The following is a 19,130-nucleotide window of genomic DNA, read 5'->3' on the forward strand; positions in this document are numbered from 1 at the left end:
CGGCGCCCCGCCTCACCCGTCCGCGTCCGCGAGCGACGAGGTGGGGATCTCCGGTCCCTCCACCCGCCGTCCCTCGCGCAGCGTCATGTACGCCTCCATCGCGTAATACGCCGGGAGGCCGAGGGCGCGCAGCAGGTCGGCCGTCCCGCGGTTGCGGTCGACCACGCGCTGCCAGAACTCGCGCGGGTCCGGTCCGGGGAAGGGCGCCGAGTCCTTCTGCGACTCGTGCCGGAAGATCGCCTGCACCTTGCCGCGCACCTCGCCTTCGGAGAGCGGCACGAGCACGGTCGCCTCGTCCAGGCTCCACTCCTGCCACGCGCCCCGGTACAGCCACAGCCAGGGCGGGTCGCCTCCGTAGCGGGCGAGGGCGGCTTCGACAGTCTCGAGGCACATGCGGTGCGTCCCGTGCGGGTCGGAGAGGTCGCCCGCCGCGCACACGATCGTCGGACGGATCTCTTCCAGCAGCTCCGTGACGATCTCCACGTCGGCTTCGGAGATCGGGTTCTTCCTCACCTTCCCCGTCTGGTAGAAGGGCTGGTTCAGGAAGCGGGCCCGGTCCGCGGACAGGCCCAGCGACTCGATGGCGGCGATCGCCTCGCTCTCCCGGATGATCCGCTTCAGTTGCTGCACCACGCCGGCGTCCACGCCACCCGGTTCCTTGCGTGCGAGCCGGTGCTCCACGGAGCTCAATGCTGCTTCGAGCGTCCTGGCCGCCCCGAGGTCGATCACGCCGGCCGCACGACGGAGGAAGTCCAGGTAGCGCCGGACCTCGTGGTCGAACACGGCGATGTTCCCGGAGGTCTGGTACGCCACGGTCACGCGGTTGCCGTTCTCGACCAGTTTCCGCAGCAGGCCGCCCATCGAGATCACGTCGTCGTCGGGATGGGGCGAGAAGACGACGATCTCCTGGCCGCGCGGGAGCCGGCTCTTGCCCCGGATCTTGGAGATCAGCGCGTTGAAGACCTGCCCGTTGAGCGGTTCGGCCGAACCGTGTCTGGAGGTGAGCGGGGCGAGGTGGTTGGCGCGGTAGTCGTCGGTCGCGAGGTGGAGGATCGACTTCCCGGTGCGCCCGCTCAGCCAGATGACCGCCGCGGTCTCCCGTTCCGGCGTCCATTCCACCTCGCCCACCCGCCACGGCGTGCGGATGCGCGTGAGGTCCGAGGCGGCGGCCGGATCGAGATAGACCGTCGCGGCGGGATGCTGCTGGAGGAAGGTCGCCGCCACGTCGGCGTGGACCTCCCCCTCGACCGACCGCCGCACGATGGCGGCCTTGTGTTCCCCTGTCGCCAGGAGGACGACCTCGCGGGCCTCGAGGATCGTCGCCACGCCCATGGTGATCGCCTGGGGCGGCACGTTCTCCTCTCCGAAGAAGTCCGACGCCGCGTCCGCCCGCGTGACCGTATCCAGATAGAGGCGCCGGGTGCGAGACTCGTGCTCGGAGCCGGGCTCGTTGAAGCCGATGTGGCCGCTGCGCCCGATCCCGAGGATCTGGAAGTCGATCCCCCCCGCCTCACGGATGCGACGTTCGTACTCCGTGCAGTGCGCTTCCACCTCCGCCTCTGGCACGTCGCCCCGGGGAATGTGGCGCTGGTCCGGGGGGATGTTGACGTGATCGAACAGGTGCTCCCGCATGTAGCGGTGGTAGCTGTGGAAGCTCCCGGGCCGCATGGGGAAGTACTCGTCGAGGTTGAAGGTGACCGCGTTGGAGAAGTCGAGCCCTTCCTCCCGGTGCAGGCGGATGAGTGCCCGGTACACCCCGACGGGGGTCGAACCGGTCGCGAGGCCGAGCACGGCGTGGCGCCCGTTCCCGGCCCGTCCGCGGATGAGCGCGGCGATCCGCCCCGCCACCTCCGCGGCGATGCTGTCGTGGTCCGGCATCAGGCGGACGGGCAGACGCTCCCGCCGCGCGTAGGTGGATCCGCTCATCTAGGGGACTTTCTGTTCCGGCAGCAGCACGAAGCGGGCGTACTGGTCGGTGCGCAGATAGCGGATCGCGGCCTGCCGCACCTGTTCCGCCGTCCAGCCTTCGATCGCGTCGTAGCTCGGAATCTCGTTCAGGTCCCTTCCGGCACGCTCGAAGGCGGCCAACTGGCCCAGCCAGTAGCGATTCTCGCGCAGGTTCGTCTCCTTCGTCCGCCGCTGCGTCTCGCGCACCTTGTCCACCGTCTCCGCGTCCGGCCCCTCGGCCCTGAGCCGTTCGATCTCCTCGAACACGGCGGTGGAGAGTTCGTCCGCGCGTTCCGGGGCCGAGCCGAAGCTGATGGTGACCCTGTATTCCTCGTCCGGCCGGTAGCTGAGCGACCCGCCGACGCCCACGCCGTACGTTCCGCCCAGGTCCTCCCGCAGCACTTCCCGCAGCCGGATGTCGAGGATGTCGGCCATGGCCGAGATCGCGTTCGCCTCTTGCCGCGAGTACTCGGCCTCGCCCGAAAAGATGATCTTGGTCCGACTCTGCGGTTCCAACCCCTTGTACACGAACTTCTCGATCACGCCCGCGGGCGGATCGATGCCGGTATCGCGCCAGGTCTCGACCCGTCCCAGGTCGGGGAGTGCGCCGAGGTACTGCTCCACGAGCGGCCGGATCTCCAGCAGATCGAAGGTGCCGGTGAAATAGAAGGTGAAGTCGCTGGCGTCCGCGAAGCGCTCGCGGTAGAGGCGGCAGGCCGCGTCGAGGTCGGCCTGCTCCAGGTTCTCCAGGAACTGCGAGAGGCTCGGCACCCGCGGATGCCCCTGGGCCATCGTGGCCGAGACCGTGTCCGAGAACACGACGTCGGGGCTGGCGCCGAGGTTCGCGAGGACCCCCGACTGCTGGGCCTTGAAGGCCTCGAACGCGGTTTCGTCCCGTCGCGGCGCGGTGAAGTACAGGTACACAAGCTGGAACGCGGTCTCGATGTCCCTTGGCGAGACGAAGCCCCCCAGCCCCTCGGAGAGCGACCCGAGCGACGGGGAGACGTTCACCGCCTTGCGGGTGAGCTTCTTGCGCAGCGCGGTCTGGTCGAATTCGCCGACCCCGGCCTGGCTCACGACCGCGCCGGCGAGCGACACCTTCGGATAGAGGTCGTCGGGCACGAGCGAGGTACCGCCGGGGCTGGTCGCGGAGAAGAGGATCTCGTCGTCCTTGAAGTCGGTGGGCTTCAGCACGACGCGGACGCCGTTCTCCAGGGTCCAGAGGGTGACCCCCACCTCATCGAGCGTCTCCTCGCTCACGACCGGCGAACCCTCGGGGACGGCCGGAAGGAGCGGGGCGTCGGCGGCCGCGTCCTCGTAGGCGGCGATCTCCCGCCCGCCGACCGCGGCGAACACGCCCACGAGAGCCTCCCCGGTGGGCGTCTCGAGCCCCTCCTTCTCGGGCGCGCTGACGAGGATGACGCGGCCGCGCTCGGCCAGCCACGCCTGGGCGACGCCGTTCGTCTCGTCCAGCGTGACCCCGGGGAGGAAGGCGTCCACGAGTTCCATCTGCGTCTCGATGTCGGGGTACGCGCTCCCCTGCAGGAAGACCTGCACGTAGCGGCCCGCCAGTCCGCCCGATTCCTGGTTCTCGCGCTCCGCGAGCCGGCGCTCGTACGACCGCCTCACCGCGGTCTTCCGCCGCTCGAGTTCCGTCTCGGCGAACCCGTGCCGCACCACGCGCTCCGCCTCGGTGAGCAGCGTCTCGAGCCCGCGCTCGATCCCGCCCTCCGCGACCAGGGCGATGAGCTGGTATGCATCCACGCCGCGCGCGAATTGGCCTTGTCCGGAGAGCCCGAACAGGAACGGCGGCTCGGCCTGCTGCCTCAGTTCGTCGAGGCGGGCGTTCAGCATCCCCGAGTACAGGCCCTCGACGAGGCCGCGGCGGAAGTCCGCGATGGTGCCGCGTGGGGCGGGGGGCTGCTTGTAGAGCACCCCGACCTGGCTCTGCGGGGCCTCGGTGTCGGTCGCGATGGCCACGCGTGCGGGATGGTCGATGGGGATCTCGGCCGTCATCCGCGGACGGGGTTCGGCGGGGCCACGCAACCCGGCGACTGCTCCCGGATCGTCGCTTCGATCTCGCGCCCATCGAAGTCGCCGACCGCCACGATCGCCATCAGGTTCGGCCGGTACCAGTCCGCGTAGAAGCTGCGCAGCCTCTCGGCGGGGGCGGTTTCGAGGATGTCGGGCTTCCCGATCGGGAGACGCTCTGCATACAGCGACCCCTCGAACATGATCGGGAACTGCTTGTCCTGCATGCGCGCCTGGGCCCCCCGCCCGCCCCGCCATTCCTCGATCACGACTCCGCGCTCCTTGTCGACCTCTTTCGGGTCGAAGAGCACGTCCTGCGCCCAGTCCTCGAGGATCTGGAAGGCGGTCGCCAGCATCTCCGGGTCGTCCATCGGCACCTGGAGCATGTAGACGGTCTCGTCGAAGCTGGTGTAGGCGTTGATGTCCGGGCCGAACTGCATCCCGATCGAATCGAGGTAGTCGACGAGCGTCTGCTTCTCGAAGTTCAGGGTCCCGTTGAACGCCATGTGCTCGACGAAATGCGCGAGTCCGAGTTGATCCTCGCCCTCGAGGATCGATCCGGCGTTGACGACGAGGCGCAACTCCGCCCGGTTCTCCGGCTGGTCGTTCTCCTGGACGAAGTAGCGGAGGCCGTTGTCGAGCGCCCCCGCGATCACGGATGGGTCCGGCGGGATCCGATCGGTCGGGTCGAAGGCCTGCCCCGCCGCGCCCGTGGCGAAGAGGAGCATGGCGGCGGTGAACGGGAAGAGCGCGAGTGCGCGCGAGCGGAGCATCTTCATCCGTAGCTCTCGGCAGAAGGGCCATCTGATCGCAGAGAAGCGCGGAAAATAGGCGGCGCCCCCGGCGGCGGCGACCGGATGCCGCCTAAACTTGCCGTCGAGGCAACGCCCCGGGGCTGCAGTCCGTCCAAGTGAAGTGTCTGCGAATCAACGTCTTGCGAAGGTGAGACCCCATGCCCGAGAAGCTCGATCTTGGCGACCTGAGTTCCCACCTCGCCGACCATGCGGCGCGGCGGTTGGGGGACTCCGAGTTGCCCAACCCCACCCTCCTCACACGGTCGGTCGAGAGGGAACTGCCGGTCGTGAACGACGACCTCACATGCACGGTCGGGGGCGACGTCACGATCGATGTCTTCAACGCGCCCGGGGATGAGGATCCCGCCGGACTGTTTGGAGAGGCCCCGGCGGAAGATGCGGAACCGAAGGGCCTCGAGATCCGAACGCCGGTCCCGTTCGCGGCGGACTCGGCCTGGCTGGCCTATCGTACGACCGCCCGGGTCATGGCGAAGGGAGGACTGAAGGCCGCGAAGTTCGGATTTGCGGCGGCGGCGGACGGCGAGGTCTCCGTCCTCTTCCACGACTATCGGCGTCACCGCGCGGAGGACTTCGTCGTCCCGTCGGTCGCCCGCGATGTGGCCACGGCGCGATTCGTGGTTTCCGCGGCGGACGTCCGCTCGCTCGCGCCCGGGGAGGCGCTCGCGCTCGAGGTGAACGGAACCCTGGGCGTCACCGTGCGCCTGAAGTGGTCGGACGTGTTCACCACACACATCGGCGCCCTCGGCGGGCTCCTCGCGTCCGGGGAGGACCTCGGCGTCAAGGTCGGCGCCCGCCTCCGGGCGAGCTTCAAGGTCAAGATCGACGACCACTTCCTCGTCGTCTTCTCCCGGCAGAGGGAGGGGGAGATCGACGTCCAGGTCAGGAAGTCCGACCGGGACGCGCTCACCCTGCGCGCGGCGGCCCGCGTCAACGTGCGGTTCGCCGACAAATCGCAGACCGAAGAGGCGCTCAGGGCCGCGATCGAGGCGCTTCTCGGCGAGCCCCTGGAGCAGGTGAGGACGATCCTCGCGAAACCGAGGGTGGCGGACCTCGATCCCCGCGAGCGCGCCCTCGCGGATCGGCTCGTCGACCGGCTGCGGATGGAAGGGAAGCGTCTGCGGCTGGCCGCTCTCCGGAAGCGGATCGAGAAGCTGGAGTCGGACGCCGCCGCCCTGATCACGCGGATCGCGAAGCAGAAGGCGGAGTTCACGGTCGACTTCCTCTACAGTCGCACCCGCACCGAGGAAGCGCTGATCGAGGTCACGCTGGACGAAGCGGGGCTGGGGGACGGGTTCCGGCCGCTACACGGCGCGATGCTCCGCGGCGACTTCGCGCGAGTGCTCGAGGATGGCGCCTCCGCGGCGGCGAACGGCGTGACGCTGCGCCGATTCATGGAGGAGGACACGGTGAAGACGACCCGGTCGTGGGGCGTGTCCCTCGATCTCGGCGATCTCTTCTCGATGGGCGGGAAGGCGCGGACGTACATGCGGGACACGATCCGGAGGGACCGTCGCCTGGAGCGCAGCCGCTTCAGCTTCACCGCGATCGAGGGCTACGCGGGCAAGTGGGGGCGGGACAGCTGCCAATGGAAGACGACGCTGACCGCGAGATCCCGTGACTGGACCCCCGGCGCCGCCCCGACCGCGGACGGGTTCAACTACACGCTGCACCTCCTCATGCAGTACGGAGAGCGGCGACTCTCAGCTCGTGACGCGGGGCGGTTCGTCGATCTCGGTGTCCTCTGGGGCAGCGTGACGCCGGGGGGCGCGCGGGCCGCGAGGGAACGCCTCGAACGCGTGGGGCGGGAGCGGAGAGACGTGGAGGTGTCGTTCCACCTCCGGTTCAGGAAGGCGACCTTCCCGACCCTCCTGGAGCTGCTCACCGGGGCCGACGCGCGGGCGGTCGGCATGGCGCTGGGCCGGGCGGTCCCGTGGCTCGCCGACGAACCGGGCCGCGAAACGCCTCTCCTCCGACAGCTGTTGTACGGGGACTCGTGGCGGCAGTATCTGGAGGATCCGTCGCTCTCGGCCGGAGACCTCGCCGCCGCGGCGTCGGCGTCGGCCCGCGGGTCCGGTCACGCGGGGCTGGCCGGTTTCGAGCGCCGGATGCGACACTGGTGGACGGTGGGCGATCTGGCGAGGAAGAACGGAGATACCCGTGGCCGCTGGGCGGACCTCGCGAGGGGCGCCGAACACCTGCACGAGGCGATCGTGGACGGCGGACCCCACACGCAAGTTGGAGAGGCGGCCCGGCGGATGCGCCGGGGCTGGGAGCACGCCTTCCATGTCAGGGCGCTCGGAGTCTATCTGACGGAGGCGTTTCGCGCGCACCCCCACCTGTGGGGGTCGGTGAGCCGCTCCCTGCGGGTCGAATACAGGGAAGGGGAGGAACGGGTGGTACTCAACCTCAGTTCGACGTGAATTCGATATGAAATGGCGCGGCGTTCTCACGCTGGTGAAGGTCACCATCTGCATCGTGGTGACCGTGGTCGCCATCGCGGCCCTCGCATCGTGGCAGGCACAGCCCCCGACCTCGACCGTGGTTGACGAGACGGCCGGCATCGGATCGGGGTCGGGCGGGGGAGGCTCGGCGTCCCCGTCGCCCGGCCCGGCGGCCTGGACACCGGAGGACTGGGCGGTCTTCGAGGAGAAGGTCCGCTTCGCGGCCGAACGCGGGCTCGCCGACATGGAGTTGGGCGAGGCCATCGCGCAGCTGGCCGAGTCGTTCGTCGGCACGACGTACACGCCGGGCACGCTCGAGGAGCCGGGACGCGAGCGGCTCGTGATCAATTTCCGCGAGCTGGACTGCGTGACGCTCGTCGAGAACGTCCTCGCCCTTACGCGCTTCGTCCGGGAAGACGGCGCGGAGGCCCTCGCGGATCCCGTCGCGGCGCGGGCCCGGTACGAGGCCCACCTGACGGATCTTCGGTATCGCGGCGGCACGCTCGACGGATATCCGAGCCGCCTCCACTACTTCTCGGAATGGCTGACGGACAACGCCTCGAAGGGCCTGCTGCGCGTCGTCACCGGCGAGCTGGATCCCGCGGCCGATCCGGAGCCGGTGCGCTTCATGTCCGAGCACCCCGAGGCGTATCGGCAGCTGGCCGATGCCGGCGTGCGCGAAGCCATCGCCGCCATGGAGGAGAGGCTCGACGCGGGGCCGGACCGGCTGTACGTGCCGCAGGACCGGATCGCCCGGGTGGCGGGCCGCATCCGGGACGGCGACGTGATCGCGGCCACCTCGACCGTCGCCGGGCTGGACGTCGCCCACACCGGATTCGCCGTGTGGCGCGACGGGGCGCTCCACCTGCTCCACGCCCCCCTGGTCGGGCGCTCCGTGGAGATCTCGGAGCGCCCCCTCGCCGAACGGATCCTCTCCATCGGCTCCCAGGACGGCATCATGGTCGCGCGCCCCGCCGAGCCCCCCCGCTAGTTGATCGTGTAGGTCATCCCGGCCTTGATCCGCCGCCCCTTCGGGTCGTGGGTGAGGCCGTCGTACGAACCCTCCTGATTGACCAGCGGCGGCGCCGTCCCCAGCAGGTTGAAGCCCGTCATGAAGGCGTCGATGCTGTCGGTCAGCTTCATCATCACGGTGGCGTCGAACGTCCCGAACGAGTCGATGATCCGGTGGTCCGGGTCGACCGAGTCCGGATCGTCATAGGACGAGATGTAGTGGAGGTTGCCGATCACCGAGTAGCGCTCCTGGTGGTAACCGACCGAGGCTGACCACTTCCACTTCGGCAGCGGCCAGGCGATCGGATTGAAGCGGTTCAGCTTCCCCGCCCCCTGCGCCGCCGACTGCAGTTCCACGCCGTTGAAGTTGAGAGCATCGATGTTGTACGTGCGGGTGTAGGTGCCGTCCAGGCCGAGCGAGAGCTCGCCCGCCCCGAGGGTGCGACGCGTCGCCACGCTCCAGTCGAAGCCCGAAGTCTGCATGCCCGGCCAGTTGGTCAGGTTGATTCGGATACGCTCGATCAGGGCCGAGCTACAGGTCCCGGTCCCCCAGCCATCCGGACACTTCACCAGTTCCTTGATCGCGTCGCGGCTGGCGCCCCCCTCGTGGTAGAGCCGCGTGATGCTCGCGTGGGGGATCACATTGATCACGTCCCTGAAGTCGTAGCTCCAGAAGTCGAACGTGGCCTGCGTGCGGCTCGGATAGTGGAAGAGGATGAGCCCCACGTTGCCTGTCAGCGCCGTCTCCGGATCGAGATCCTCGCTGCCGAACGTGTCCACCGCCTTGTAGACATCCACTTCCTGCACGTACTCGAGCGCGGTGATCTGGTCGGTATTCAAGTCGTCCACCGATGGAACCCGGAACGTGGACTGCAGCGACCCGCGCAGCGCCAACTGGTGGTTGTCGGACTCGGACAGGTTCACCCGCGCGGCGACCTTCGGGTTGAAGCTGCTCGCGATATCGTGGAACTCGTAGTTGGCGGCAAACTGTACATCGAGCCAATCGCCGAGATTGATCGGGACCTCGCCGTAGAAGCGGTGGACCGTCTGCGCGTCCTCATAGGGGGAATACCCCGTCGTGAACGTGAATGGCCCCGCCTGCTCGAGGCAGGACCGGTCCCCCGGCACCTGGCAGGGGTTGAGGGCCTGGTTGCCCGCGTCGTTGGGCGTCCCCGTCACGTCGAAGCGGCGGAACTGGTATCCCAGTGCGTAGCCTAGCGCGTCCGCGATGGCGCTGCCGCTGAAGGTGGCCTCGGCCACGAACAGATCGGCCGTGTTGAAGAGGTCCACTTCCTCGTTGATCCAGGCCAGTAGGTCGGGGGAGTTGACGGCGCCGGCGACGTAGCCGGGGTTGTTGGCGCTGGTGTACCTCGTCCCCGGCTGCTCGGCGCGCTGGATCGCGTTGCTGAACGGGTTGTAGAACATGCAGTCGCCCTGCCCGGCCACGGCTCCCCCGGTCGACCCGAGCGACATGCCGGCCGCCGAGGTGGGATCCACGACCACGCCCACGCCGCAGTCCGGGCCGCCGAACCCGCGGTAGGCCAGATACTTCCGGTACGCGTACTCGGCAGGCTGGTTCACATTACCGCTGGCACGGGAGTAGCTGGCCGAGATGTCCAGGTGGCCCTCTCCGCCGCCGAACGTCTCGAAGTGCCGGTCCAGTGAGGCTGCGATCCGCTGCGTGCGCGACGACCGTCGCAGCTCCCGTCCGGGCCCGCTGTTGCCGACCATGCGCCCGTAGAAGTACCAGTCGTCCTGGAGGCAGTCCGCCGCGGAGCCGAACCCGGCCGCGGCCGGGTTGGCCGCGCAGAGCGCCTGCCGGCCCGGGTTCTCGGGCACGACCGCCTGCAGGCCGTCGTAGAGCGAGATAGGCGGGAACGAGGGCGTCGTCCTCCATTCGGGTATGGTGGCTTCGGCCCACAGTCCCTCCAGGTGCAGCGTCGTGCCGGTGCCCAGCTCGCTGTTCAGTTCGCCGAAGGCCCGGACGTGCGTCTGCTTCTCGATCAGGTTGTCGTACGGCTGGTAGCGGAACCGGCAGGTGACGCCCTCGTTCACCCCGCCGAAGTTCTCGCACTCGGGATCCACGAACAGACTCGGATCGTCCCCGAACTGAGAGTTGATGAGCGCGCTCACGAACTCGTCGGGCGTCTCGTTCCCGGTCAGCCTCGGCATGAGGAAGGCGCCAGGGTTCCCGTAGTAGGACCATCCCCCGCCGCCGGGTCCCGGGTACGGCCGCAGCCCCCAGTCGCGCTCCTCCGGCATGAGGTCCTGGCGTGCCGCCCACTCCGCCGAGAGGACCACGTTCGTGGACGCCCCCAGAGTGCCGCCCCAGATCGCGCCGGCGTTCGAGTCCCCGGCCCCGCTGAAGTAGTCGTGTGCCGCGGTGAACTCGAAGCCCTCGAAGTCCTGCCGCGTGACGAAGTTCGCCACGCCTGCCACCGCGTCGGAGCCGTAGATCGCCGAGGCCCCCTCCTTCAGCACCTCGATGCGGTCGAGTGCGATGCTCGGGAACGCGTTGACGTCCACGAAGCGGCCGCCGGGGAGCCGGGACGGCGTGTACACCTGCCGGCGTCCATTGAGCAGCACAAGCGTTCGCGAAGCCCCCAGGCCCCGCAGGTTGACGCTGGCTACGGTCTCGGGGATCAGCGCCCCGCTGCGGTTGTACCAACTGTTGCGCTCCCCGAGAGTGCCGTGGTTGGCGCCAAGTCTCTTGAAGAAGTCCACGGTCTGCGGCGAACCCTGCTCCTGCATCGATTCCCGGCTCGCCACGTCCACCGCGTACGGGAGGCTGATGGGCGGGGCCGCGAAGTGAGTGCCCGTCACCACCGCGGTCAGCTCCTGCACCGTCGCCGTGCGTAGCGAGACGAGCTGGACATCGACCACGGTTCGGTCGTCGGCCCCGACCACCGCGCCGCCGCGCGTTTCGATCGTGAAACCGGGGTAGACGAAGCGCAGCGAGTACGTGCCCGAGGGCAGCCCCGTCAGGCTGTAGAGTCCCTGAGCGTTGGTCAGCGCCGTCCGCGACTCGTCGCCGAGGACGGGACTCGTCGCCGTCACGCTCACCGTCGGCAGGGCGAGTCCGTCTTCGCCGGTGACGGTCCCGCTGATCGCGCCGTCCTGCGCCAGAGCCGCAGCCGGCCAGGCGAAGGCGAGAAAGGCTATGAGACGCGTTCTGGTCCACATGTTACTTCTTCCTCGCCGGGCCGACCGGGTGGCGATAGATCTCGCCACTGCGGGCCGCGCATCGGCCGCTAAGTGAATATCCCAACATCCGCGTCGGTCACCTGATCTCCGGGAAGCCGTCCGGGGGACGGCGGTGTCGCGTACCCTGCTCGAAGCCGTAGGCGAGGCGGAAGAGCAGGCCTTCATCATAGGGACGGGCCAGAATCTGCAGGCCCGCCGGCAGCGCGCCGTACGTATAACCCATCGGGACCGTGATGGCCGGCATGCCGGTCGCGGGGGCCACGCGCTGGCTGTTGTCGCCACAATAGTCCTCGTCACCCCGATCGATCGGGGCCGGCACGCAAAGCCAGGACGGGTAGATGGCAGCATCCAGACGTTCGAGGTCCATCGCCCGCACGAGGTTGTCGAGGTACGCCTGTCGGCCCTCGTTCTCCGCGTAGTCCGGGCAGGGCTCGTCCCAACTCGACGGATGGACATCGAGAGGGGCGCCCTGGTTGCGCCGCAGCGATGCCTGCGCATAGTCGGAATAGCGCCCGTCCTCGAGCACCTCGAGGACATCGGTCATCGGCGCTCCCGGGCCCAGCGACTGCAGGTAGACCCACATGTCGTAGCGGAACCGGCGGCAGAACATCCCTTCGCGCTGCAGCTCCGCCTCCACATCGAACTCGAACGGGTCGACGACTTCCGCCCCCAGTTGCCGCAGGTCGTCGATCGCCGCCTCGAAGAGCGCGAGGATCTCGTCGTCCGTCTCCTCGGGATCCACGAGAGCGCGCAGAACGCCGAGCCTCGCCCCCCGCAGGCCGTCCGCCTCGAGGAAGGCCGTGTAGTCTTCCTCCACGCGCTCGCGTCCGGCTTCCGTGTACGGGTCCGCGGGGTCGTAGCCGGCCACGACATCGAACACGCGCGCGACATCCTCCACCGTCCGGCCCATCGGACCGGCGATATCCCGGTCGAAGGAGAGCGGGATCACGCCGTCCCGGCTCGTGAGGCCGATCGTGGATCGGATCCCCACCAGGGCGAGGTGCGAGCTGGGCCCTCGAATCGAGTTGCCGGTGTCGCTCCCCAGCCCGATGACTCCGAAGCCGGCGGCCACCCCGGAGGCCGTGCCGCCGCTGGAACCGGCGGGGACGCGGTCGAGAGCGTACGCGTTGCGGGTGGTGTCGAAGGACGAGCTGACGGATTGCCGCGGGCTGAACGCCCACTCGGCCATGTTGGTCTTGGCGATGACGATCACGCCGGCCTCGCGGATCTTCCGCACCATGAAGGCGTCGTCCGGCGGAAGGTTGTCAGCGAGCGCGATCGAGCCACCGGTGGTGACCATGTCGTGCGTGTCGAAGTTGTCCTTGACCAGCATCGGGACGCAGAAGAGCGGTCCCGGTGCTTCGCCGGCGGCCAGCGACGCGTCGAGCGCGTCGGCTCGTTCCAGGGCGCGCGGGTTGAGCACGGTGATCGCGTTGATGAGGTCTTCGTAGGCCGCGATCCGGGCGAGGTGCCGCTCCACGACCGTTCGGCAGGTCGTCGCGCCGTCGCGGATCGCCGCCTGCACTTCGGCGATCGTCGTCTCGACGACCTCGAAGGCCGGGCTGCTCTCCGGGCCGCATGAGACCCATCCCGTCCCCAGCGTGCCCAGCAGCAGCGCCGGGATCGAGTGTCGCTTCCGGTGGACGCCCCCCGCTCCCCGCCGCACCCCGGCCGTCCCGGCTGCGTTGCTCCTCGGTCGCATACGCCTAATATGCTCCCTGAACGCGTCCTGCCAAGCGTCGAACCGCGAGAAGGCGCCGATGAAGCCCAAAAGAGGGACCTTCCGACTCACACGTCGAGACTTCGTCCGCGCCGCGAGCGTGGGACCCGCCGCCGCCTGGCTCGCCGCCTGTGAACGTGCGGGAGACGCGGCTTCGGCGGCGGCCGCCGGACGAGACGTAGCCCCGGCGCCCCGCTGGGTGAAGGATCCCTCGCCCTTCGTCCAGCGGGTCACGAATCTCGAGACCCGGCTCGAACTGATCGACGGCTTCCTCACGCCGAACGAACTCTTCTTCGTCCGCAACCACTCTCCCACGCTGAGGATCGACCCGGCCAGCTACTCACTCTGGATCGAAGGGGACGGCGCCGAGACCGAACTGAGCCTGGATCTGTCCACGCTGGAAGCCCTGCCGCAGCGTACGGTCACCGCCTACCTCGAATGTGCCGGCAACTGGCGGGGTCTGTACCCCGAACTCACCGGCACCCGCGCCAGCGGCGGTCAGTGGTCCACGGGCGCGGTTGGGTGCGCGGAGTGGTCGGGGCCCTCCCTGGCCACCGTCCTCGAACTGGCCGGCGTCCGACCCGAAGCCGTCGACGTGAACCTCGTGGGCCTGGACAGTTCCGGCTTCGAGCGCGCCATGCCGCTCGCCAAGGCTCTGGATCCGGACACCCTGGTCGCGCTTCGCATGAACGGGGAGCCGCTCCCGCCCGACCACGGGTTTCCGGCCCGGTCGGTCGTGCCCGGTTGGTCGGGTTCCAACAGCATCAAGTGGCTGGGCCGGATCCAGGTCTCCACCGAGCGCGTATGGAACCGCAACAACACGAGTTCCTACGTCCTCATCGGCGACGAGTGGCCGGCCGAGGACTACGCGCCTGCCCAGGGGAAGGTGATCAACGAGCTGGTGGTCAAGAGCGCGCTGGCCCTCCCGCGTCCCGCGCGGCTGGCGCCGGGTTCCCACGCCATCCACGGTTTCGCGCACGCCCCGGACGGTCCCGTGGCGGCGGTCGAATGGAGCCCCGATGGCGGCGCGACCTGGCTGGAGGCCACGATCGTCGAGCCGATCCTCCCCCTGGCCTGGCAGCGTTTCGAGTTCGACTGGGAGGCGACGGCGGGATCGCACACTCTGGTGACGCGCGCCACCGACGCGGCCGGAAATACGCAGCCGGCCGAGCCCCTTATGAACGAGAAGGGCTACCTGCTGAACGTCCCGCTTCCGCACCCCGTCCAGGTGGAGTAGCTCCGCGTCGTGGGGTGGCGGCTGCTCGCGGACGTCGTCCTCGTCACACACCTCCTCTTCATCGCCTTTGTCGTCGCCGGCGGGTTCGCGGCGGTCCGCTGGCCCAGACTCGCGTGGGTCCACGTCCCCTGCTTCGCGTGGGGGGCGCTGATCGAGTTCGCGGGCTGGATCTGCCCGCTCACGCCGCTCGAGAACCACCTTCGGGTCGCGAGCGGACAGGCCGGCTACTCCGGCGGGTTCATCGAGCGCTATCTGCTGCCGATCATCTATCCCGGCGCGTTGAACCGGGAGATTCAGATCTGGCTCGGGCTCGCCGTGCTGGCCTTGAACCTGGCCGCCTACGGTTGGCTGATCCGGCGGATCCGCGCGAAGGGCGTCAGCTTCCGCCATTAGCAGCCCCGCCGCTCCACCGGCTCAGTCGATGAGGACGGCCCGGCTCAGCTGCCCGTTGCTCTCCCAGTACGTCCTCTTGTTCACGAGCATCGGGTCGTCCGCCGCCGGCTGGACGTTCCCGTCTGCGTCGATCGCCCTCGAGACGATCGTGTGCTCGCCCGGCGTCGCGTCCCAGTCCGCGCGCCAGAACGTCCACGTGTCAGGGTCGCCCTGGCCCTCGCCCAGCGTCGCCGCCCGCCACGCGCCGTCATCGACGCGGACCTCCACGCGCGCGATGTCGGCCCCCCACGCCGCGCCGTGGATGGCGTACGCATCGCCGTTCCGCGTCACCTTCGCCGGGACCGAGTTGATGTTGACGCGACCCACCGAGGTCTCCGTCCACACCGTGGCTCCGTCGCGCTCTTCCGCCCGCAGCGTGACGTAATCGCGGGCCATGAACTTGCCCATGAAACGCCGGTCGCGGAGTTCGATCCGCGTCAGCCATTTCACGTTCGCGATACCGTACCAGCCGGGCGCGATGACGCGCAGCGGGAAGCCGTGCGCGTTCGGCAGCGGCTCGCCGTTGACCTCCCACGCGAGGATGATGCCGGGGTCCATCGCGTCTTCGAGCGACAGGCTGCGCGCGAAGTTCTGCGTCACCGTGTTGCCCCGGATCTCCTCCTCGCCCTCGTCGGCCCCGAAGAAGACGACCTCGATGCCGTCCTCCTGCACACCCGCGTCGGAGAGGACATCCGCGAGCCGGGCCCCCGCCCAGCGCGCGTTGTGCACGCCGCCGATGAAGGAGGGACGGCCACGGTTCCCGGAGCACTCGAGCGTGAACACGACCTCCTGACGGGGTCGCTCCCGAAGTTGGGCCAGGCTGAACGTGCGGGGCCGGTCGACGAGCCCTCCGATCTCGAGGCTCCAGTCGCTCTCCGCGATCACAGGCGACCCGTAGTGCCCCACGTGAAACATCTGACTGACGGGCGTGATCCAGGAATCCAGCTCTTCCCAGTTCAGGATGTTCATCCGCTCGGTCAGCCCCGGGTGCGGACGCTGGACCCACGGGATCACGGCTTCCTGCTCGAACCCGGCGAGCCAGCCGCGGAAGATGTCCGTCGGCAGGACCGCGAGACCGGCCGCCGCGGCGCCGCCCTGAATCAGCACTTGTCGTCGGGGAATCGGGTTTGGCTGGCTCATGATCTCAGACCTCGCGCGTGGGTGGAGCGGGCTCCTCCCGCAGCGGACCCCGGGGAGCCCGAGGCGGGAAACCGCTGCATCTGAGCGACGAGGCGGCGCCGGGCGCAAGGGGGCAGCCCGTGGCAAGATGTCAAACCGCAATAGAAATGTCCGGGGTTAGGGCGCAATAGAAATGTCCTCCCCGGGGGTTCGGTTTTTGCCCCTCCTTCGGGGCGGTTCGTGTGTGCGGGGCGGTTGGTTTCCGTTGGATATCCCTTCTCTCTCGCGGCGGAGGCTCCGCCGCGCGATGGCCTGTTGGGCGCTGGCTTGGAAGTGCTTGCGCCAGGGGTGGTCCGGCCCGGGCTTCGGAGGCGCCGGTCTCGGCTTGGCGGGCTTGGCGCGGGGGGCGGCGGTGGTGGCCGGGTCTTGGCGTGCGGGTTCGACATCGAGGTAGCGCTCGCCGAAGCGGAAACGGAGGTCGTCGTCGAGGCGGCGCTCGACGACGACCTCGGCGGACGGGACGATGCCGCCGGCCTCCCGCTCCGGAATCTGCCAGCGCCGGTTGGCGAACCGGATCGTGAAGTCACGCCCCACGACGCGGGTCTCCGTCTCGGCGAAGAGCGCTTCGAGGTCCACGCCGGCCGGAAGCGGGCGGTGCGCGTCGCGGGGGTCGGCGGGCTCGACCGCGAAGCGCTCGTTCCAGAACGGAACCCAGTAGTCCCGGAGGAAGCGGTTGGCCGCCTCCAGCGTGCCGATCCCCTCCACGCGCATCTCCTTGACCAGCCGGTCCTGCGCGGTGCCGAAGCTGCGCTCCACGCGTCCCTTGGCCTGCGGAGAGCCCGCCAGGATCACCTCGACGCCCAGCGCGCCCAGCGCGCGGGAGATGATCGTGCCGGTGCGCTCCCCCTTCTTCGAGAGCCACTGCCCGAAGTGCCCGGCGTGGTCGGTGTACACCGCCACGGGCCGGCCGTGGCGCCCGAGATACTCGATGATCGCCCGCCGGTTCTCCGCCCCGTTGTCGCGCGCCACGAAGCGGGCCATGAGCAGACGGCTCGTCGCGTCGTCGTGGATCGAGATCAACGCCTGGTCTCCCGGCGACCTCTCCTCCAGCCACGGGTGCACGGAGCTGTCCCACTGCCCCAGTTCGCCCAGCGCCGCCCGCCGCGGCCGCCGGCTGCGGTGCCTCGCGCGTCGCCGGCGACGCTCCCACAGCCCGGCCTCCAGCATCCACCGTCTCAGCGTGTCCGGGCTCACCACCACCCCGAAGCGCCGCTCGAGGTGCTCGGCCAGCAGCGTCGGGCCGAAGTCCGCATACAGCGGATCGGCCGCCAGCGACAGCGCGAACTCCCGCACCCGCGCGGGCAGCGACCGGTTCGACGGCCGCCCCTTCAGACCGTGCACCGCCGCCGCGTCTCCCACGGCCTCGAACCCGCGCACCAGACGCCGGAGGTGGCGCCGCGTCACCCCGAGCCGCACCGCCCCGGCCGCTCCCGCCAGGACTCCTTCGCTCACCTGCCGCAGCACCGACACGCGGTCCCTCTCCCTCAGGCTCAACTCCATCAGCTCCTCTCCCGGACCATGTTCGCAGCCCCCGAACCGAACATGGACCGTAAGAGGACATTTCTACTGCGCTAAGGGAGGACATTTCTACTGCGGTACGACAGGGCAGCCCGTGGCAAGAGCCCTGCTGCGTTCGAGCGCCGACGCATCTCACCCGGGCCGGCCGCTGCTAGCGACCGGGCTTCCACACCGACTCCCCGGAGGGGTCCGTCGGCCCGATCTTTCCTTCCACCATCGCGACGAGGTCGGTCGGCGCGTGCATACGTCCCTGCGTGAAGACGAACCATGGGTCACGGGCGGCCCGCACATCCTCCAGAGGGTTCCCGCGCACGATGACGAGATCGGCGAGCTTGCCGACCTCGATGCTGCCGAGTTCGTCGCCGAGACCCATCGCCCGCGCGCCATTGATGGTTGCGATCCGGAACACGTCCGCGGGCGGGACCCCGGCGCGGGCGAGCGCGAGCAACTCACGGTGCACGGCGAACGGGGACCAGTAGCGCCCCCAGCTCGGGTGGTCCGTGCCGAGCGTGATCAGATCCCGCCCGCCGCCGTCGTAGAAGGCCTTCAGCGTCCTCCGCTTGATCGGTGACATCTTCGCGAACGACTCGTTCACCGGACGTCGCGGCCGAGCCTCGACGACCTCGCGCATGTAGGGGGTGAGGAAACGCAGTTCGTCCGTCCAGTACTCGGTCATCTCGGGGTCGTGCGGACCCCAGTACCCGTAGATGGAGAGCGTGGCGTCGAAGTTCACGCCCCGGCTGACGTAGAGGTCGATGATGTCGCGGAGCGCGTCCCCCTCGAAGTCGTCGAACACCTCGAGCGAAGCGTAGGCCGTGCGGTCGGCGGGCATCATGTCGCCGCCCAGGAAGTGCTCGACCCGGTCGATGCCCATGTGGATCGCGTCCCGCGGGTTCACCGAGCTCCCGAAGCCGGAATCGAGGTGCGCGGTGACCGTCAGTCCGTGCTCGTGGGCCTGATCGATGAGAACGGAGAGGTGCTCCGCCCGGATCCCCTTGGCCTTGAAGCCGGCCGCGCCCCGTGCCGCCCAGTGGTCCACCTCACGGCGAAGCGAGTCGGCGGTCATGGCGTCGTCATCCCACCCCCGCCGCCACGATCCGAAGTAGGGACCGGAGCTCAGGATCCGGGGGCCGGCCCGATCGCCCCGCTCGATCGCGAGCCGCAGGTCGCGCATGCGAACCGGGTCCATCTCGCCGGCCGGAAAGGTCGTCGTCACCCCGTTTGCGAGGAAGAGTTCGGGATAGGCGGCCGTCTCATCGATGCGGCCCTCGCCGAACAGGTCGACCGCGTAGTGCGCGTGCAGGTCGATCAGCCCCGGCAGGATCGTCATGTCGTCCTGAAGGGTGAAGTCTGTAAGGAACTCGGCCGTATCCGGTGGTGCGCCGATGAAAACGATCCGCCCGTCGCGGATCCCGATGCAGTCGTTCTCCACGAGGGTTCCGGTCTGCACGTCCAGCCAGCGCCCTCCCGTAATCAGATAGGATCCGTCGCGTTCCGCGAGGGATTGAACAAATTCCCAGCACCCCGCAACGGCCGGGACCATCGCGATCACGAGGAAGACCCGGATTCTCTGCGCACGCCCTCTTCGAAACATG

Annotated in this window: 12 protein-coding genes; 4 read left to right on the forward strand and 8 right to left on the reverse strand. The window is 69.2% G+C overall.

The window, feature by feature from the left end:
- Positions 1-12: 12 nt before the first annotated feature.
- From nagB to ACPXY0_RS16370, 3 genes are read right to left on the reverse strand one after another with little or no spacing between them, the layout of a single operon-like run.
- Positions 13-1,926: a glucosamine-6-phosphate deaminase gene (nagB, locus tag ACPXY0_RS16360; protein WP_423926374.1), complete on the reverse strand. Its 1,914-nt coding sequence runs from the start codon at positions 1,924-1,926 to the stop codon at positions 13-15.
- Positions 1,927-3,963 (reverse strand): insulinase family protein, encoded by a 2,037-nt coding sequence (locus ACPXY0_RS16365; protein WP_423926376.1) that lies wholly within the window; start codon positions 3,961-3,963, stop codon positions 1,927-1,929.
- Positions 3,960-4,757, reverse strand: a complete 798-nt coding sequence (locus ACPXY0_RS16370) for a M16 family metallopeptidase (RefSeq protein ID WP_423926378.1) — start codon at positions 4,755-4,757, stop codon at positions 3,960-3,962. Before ACPXY0_RS16370 ends, ACPXY0_RS16365 begins: the two co-directional genes overlap by 4 nt.
- A gap of 173 nt (positions 4,758-4,930) precedes the next feature.
- Between ACPXY0_RS16370 and ACPXY0_RS16375 the strand changes: the two genes are divergently transcribed.
- Both ACPXY0_RS16375 and ACPXY0_RS16380 read left to right on the forward strand, forming a co-directional pair.
- Entirely contained in the window at positions 4,931-7,213 is a 2,283-nt protein-coding gene (locus ACPXY0_RS16375; protein WP_423926380.1) for a hypothetical protein, read from the forward strand.
- Between the two features lie 7 nt (positions 7,214-7,220).
- On the forward strand, positions 7,221-8,225 hold the full coding sequence (locus tag ACPXY0_RS16380) for an N-acetylmuramoyl-L-alanine amidase-like domain-containing protein (protein ID WP_423926382.1): 1,005 nt from the start codon (positions 7,221-7,223) through the stop codon (positions 8,223-8,225).
- Here ACPXY0_RS16380 and ACPXY0_RS16385 read toward each other — a convergent pair.
- A complete protein-coding gene (locus ACPXY0_RS16385) occupies positions 8,222-11,428 on the reverse strand; it encodes a TonB-dependent receptor plug domain-containing protein (RefSeq protein WP_423926384.1) in 3,207 nt (1,068 codons plus the stop codon). The genes ACPXY0_RS16380 and ACPXY0_RS16385 overlap by 4 nt on opposite strands.
- Positions 11,429-11,525: 97 nt before the next feature.
- The gene (locus ACPXY0_RS16390) at positions 11,526-13,151 is read right to left on the reverse strand and encodes an amidase (protein WP_423926385.1); all 1,626 of its coding nucleotides are present in this window, start codon (positions 13,149-13,151) and stop codon (positions 11,526-11,528) included.
- 58 nt (positions 13,152-13,209) lie between these two features.
- On the opposite strand from ACPXY0_RS16390, the gene ACPXY0_RS16395 reads away from it, so the two are divergent.
- Both ACPXY0_RS16395 and ACPXY0_RS16400 read left to right on the forward strand, forming a co-directional pair.
- Entirely contained in the window at positions 13,210-14,406 is a 1,197-nt protein-coding gene (locus tag ACPXY0_RS16395) for a sulfite oxidase (RefSeq protein WP_423926387.1), read from the forward strand.
- 9 nt (positions 14,407-14,415) lie between these two features.
- Positions 14,416-14,799, forward strand: a complete 384-nt coding sequence (locus tag ACPXY0_RS16400; RefSeq protein WP_423926389.1) for a DUF2784 domain-containing protein — start codon at positions 14,416-14,418, stop codon at positions 14,797-14,799.
- A 21-nt stretch (positions 14,800-14,820) separates the two neighbouring features.
- Here the strand turns inward: ACPXY0_RS16400 and ACPXY0_RS16405 are convergent, their stop codons facing one another.
- The 3 genes from ACPXY0_RS16405 to ACPXY0_RS16415 form a co-directional block, all read right to left on the reverse strand.
- A complete protein-coding gene (locus tag ACPXY0_RS16405; protein ID WP_423926391.1) occupies positions 14,821-15,978 on the reverse strand; it encodes a sulfite oxidase in 1,158 nt (385 codons plus the stop codon).
- Positions 15,979-16,134: 156 nt separating this feature from the next.
- Positions 16,135-17,517: an ISNCY family transposase gene (locus ACPXY0_RS16410; protein ID WP_423925789.1), complete on the reverse strand. Its 1,383-nt coding sequence runs from the start codon at positions 17,515-17,517 to the stop codon at positions 16,135-16,137.
- A gap of 169 nt (positions 17,518-17,686) precedes the next feature.
- On the reverse strand, positions 17,687-19,129 hold the full coding sequence (locus tag ACPXY0_RS16415) for an amidohydrolase family protein (protein ID WP_423926393.1): 1,443 nt from the start codon (positions 19,127-19,129) through the stop codon (positions 17,687-17,689).
- Position 19,130 lies beyond the last annotated feature (1 nt).

Source organism: Candidatus Palauibacter sp., from assembly GCF_965237495.1.
GTDB lineage: Bacteria > Gemmatimonadota > Gemmatimonadetes > Palauibacterales > Palauibacteraceae > Palauibacter.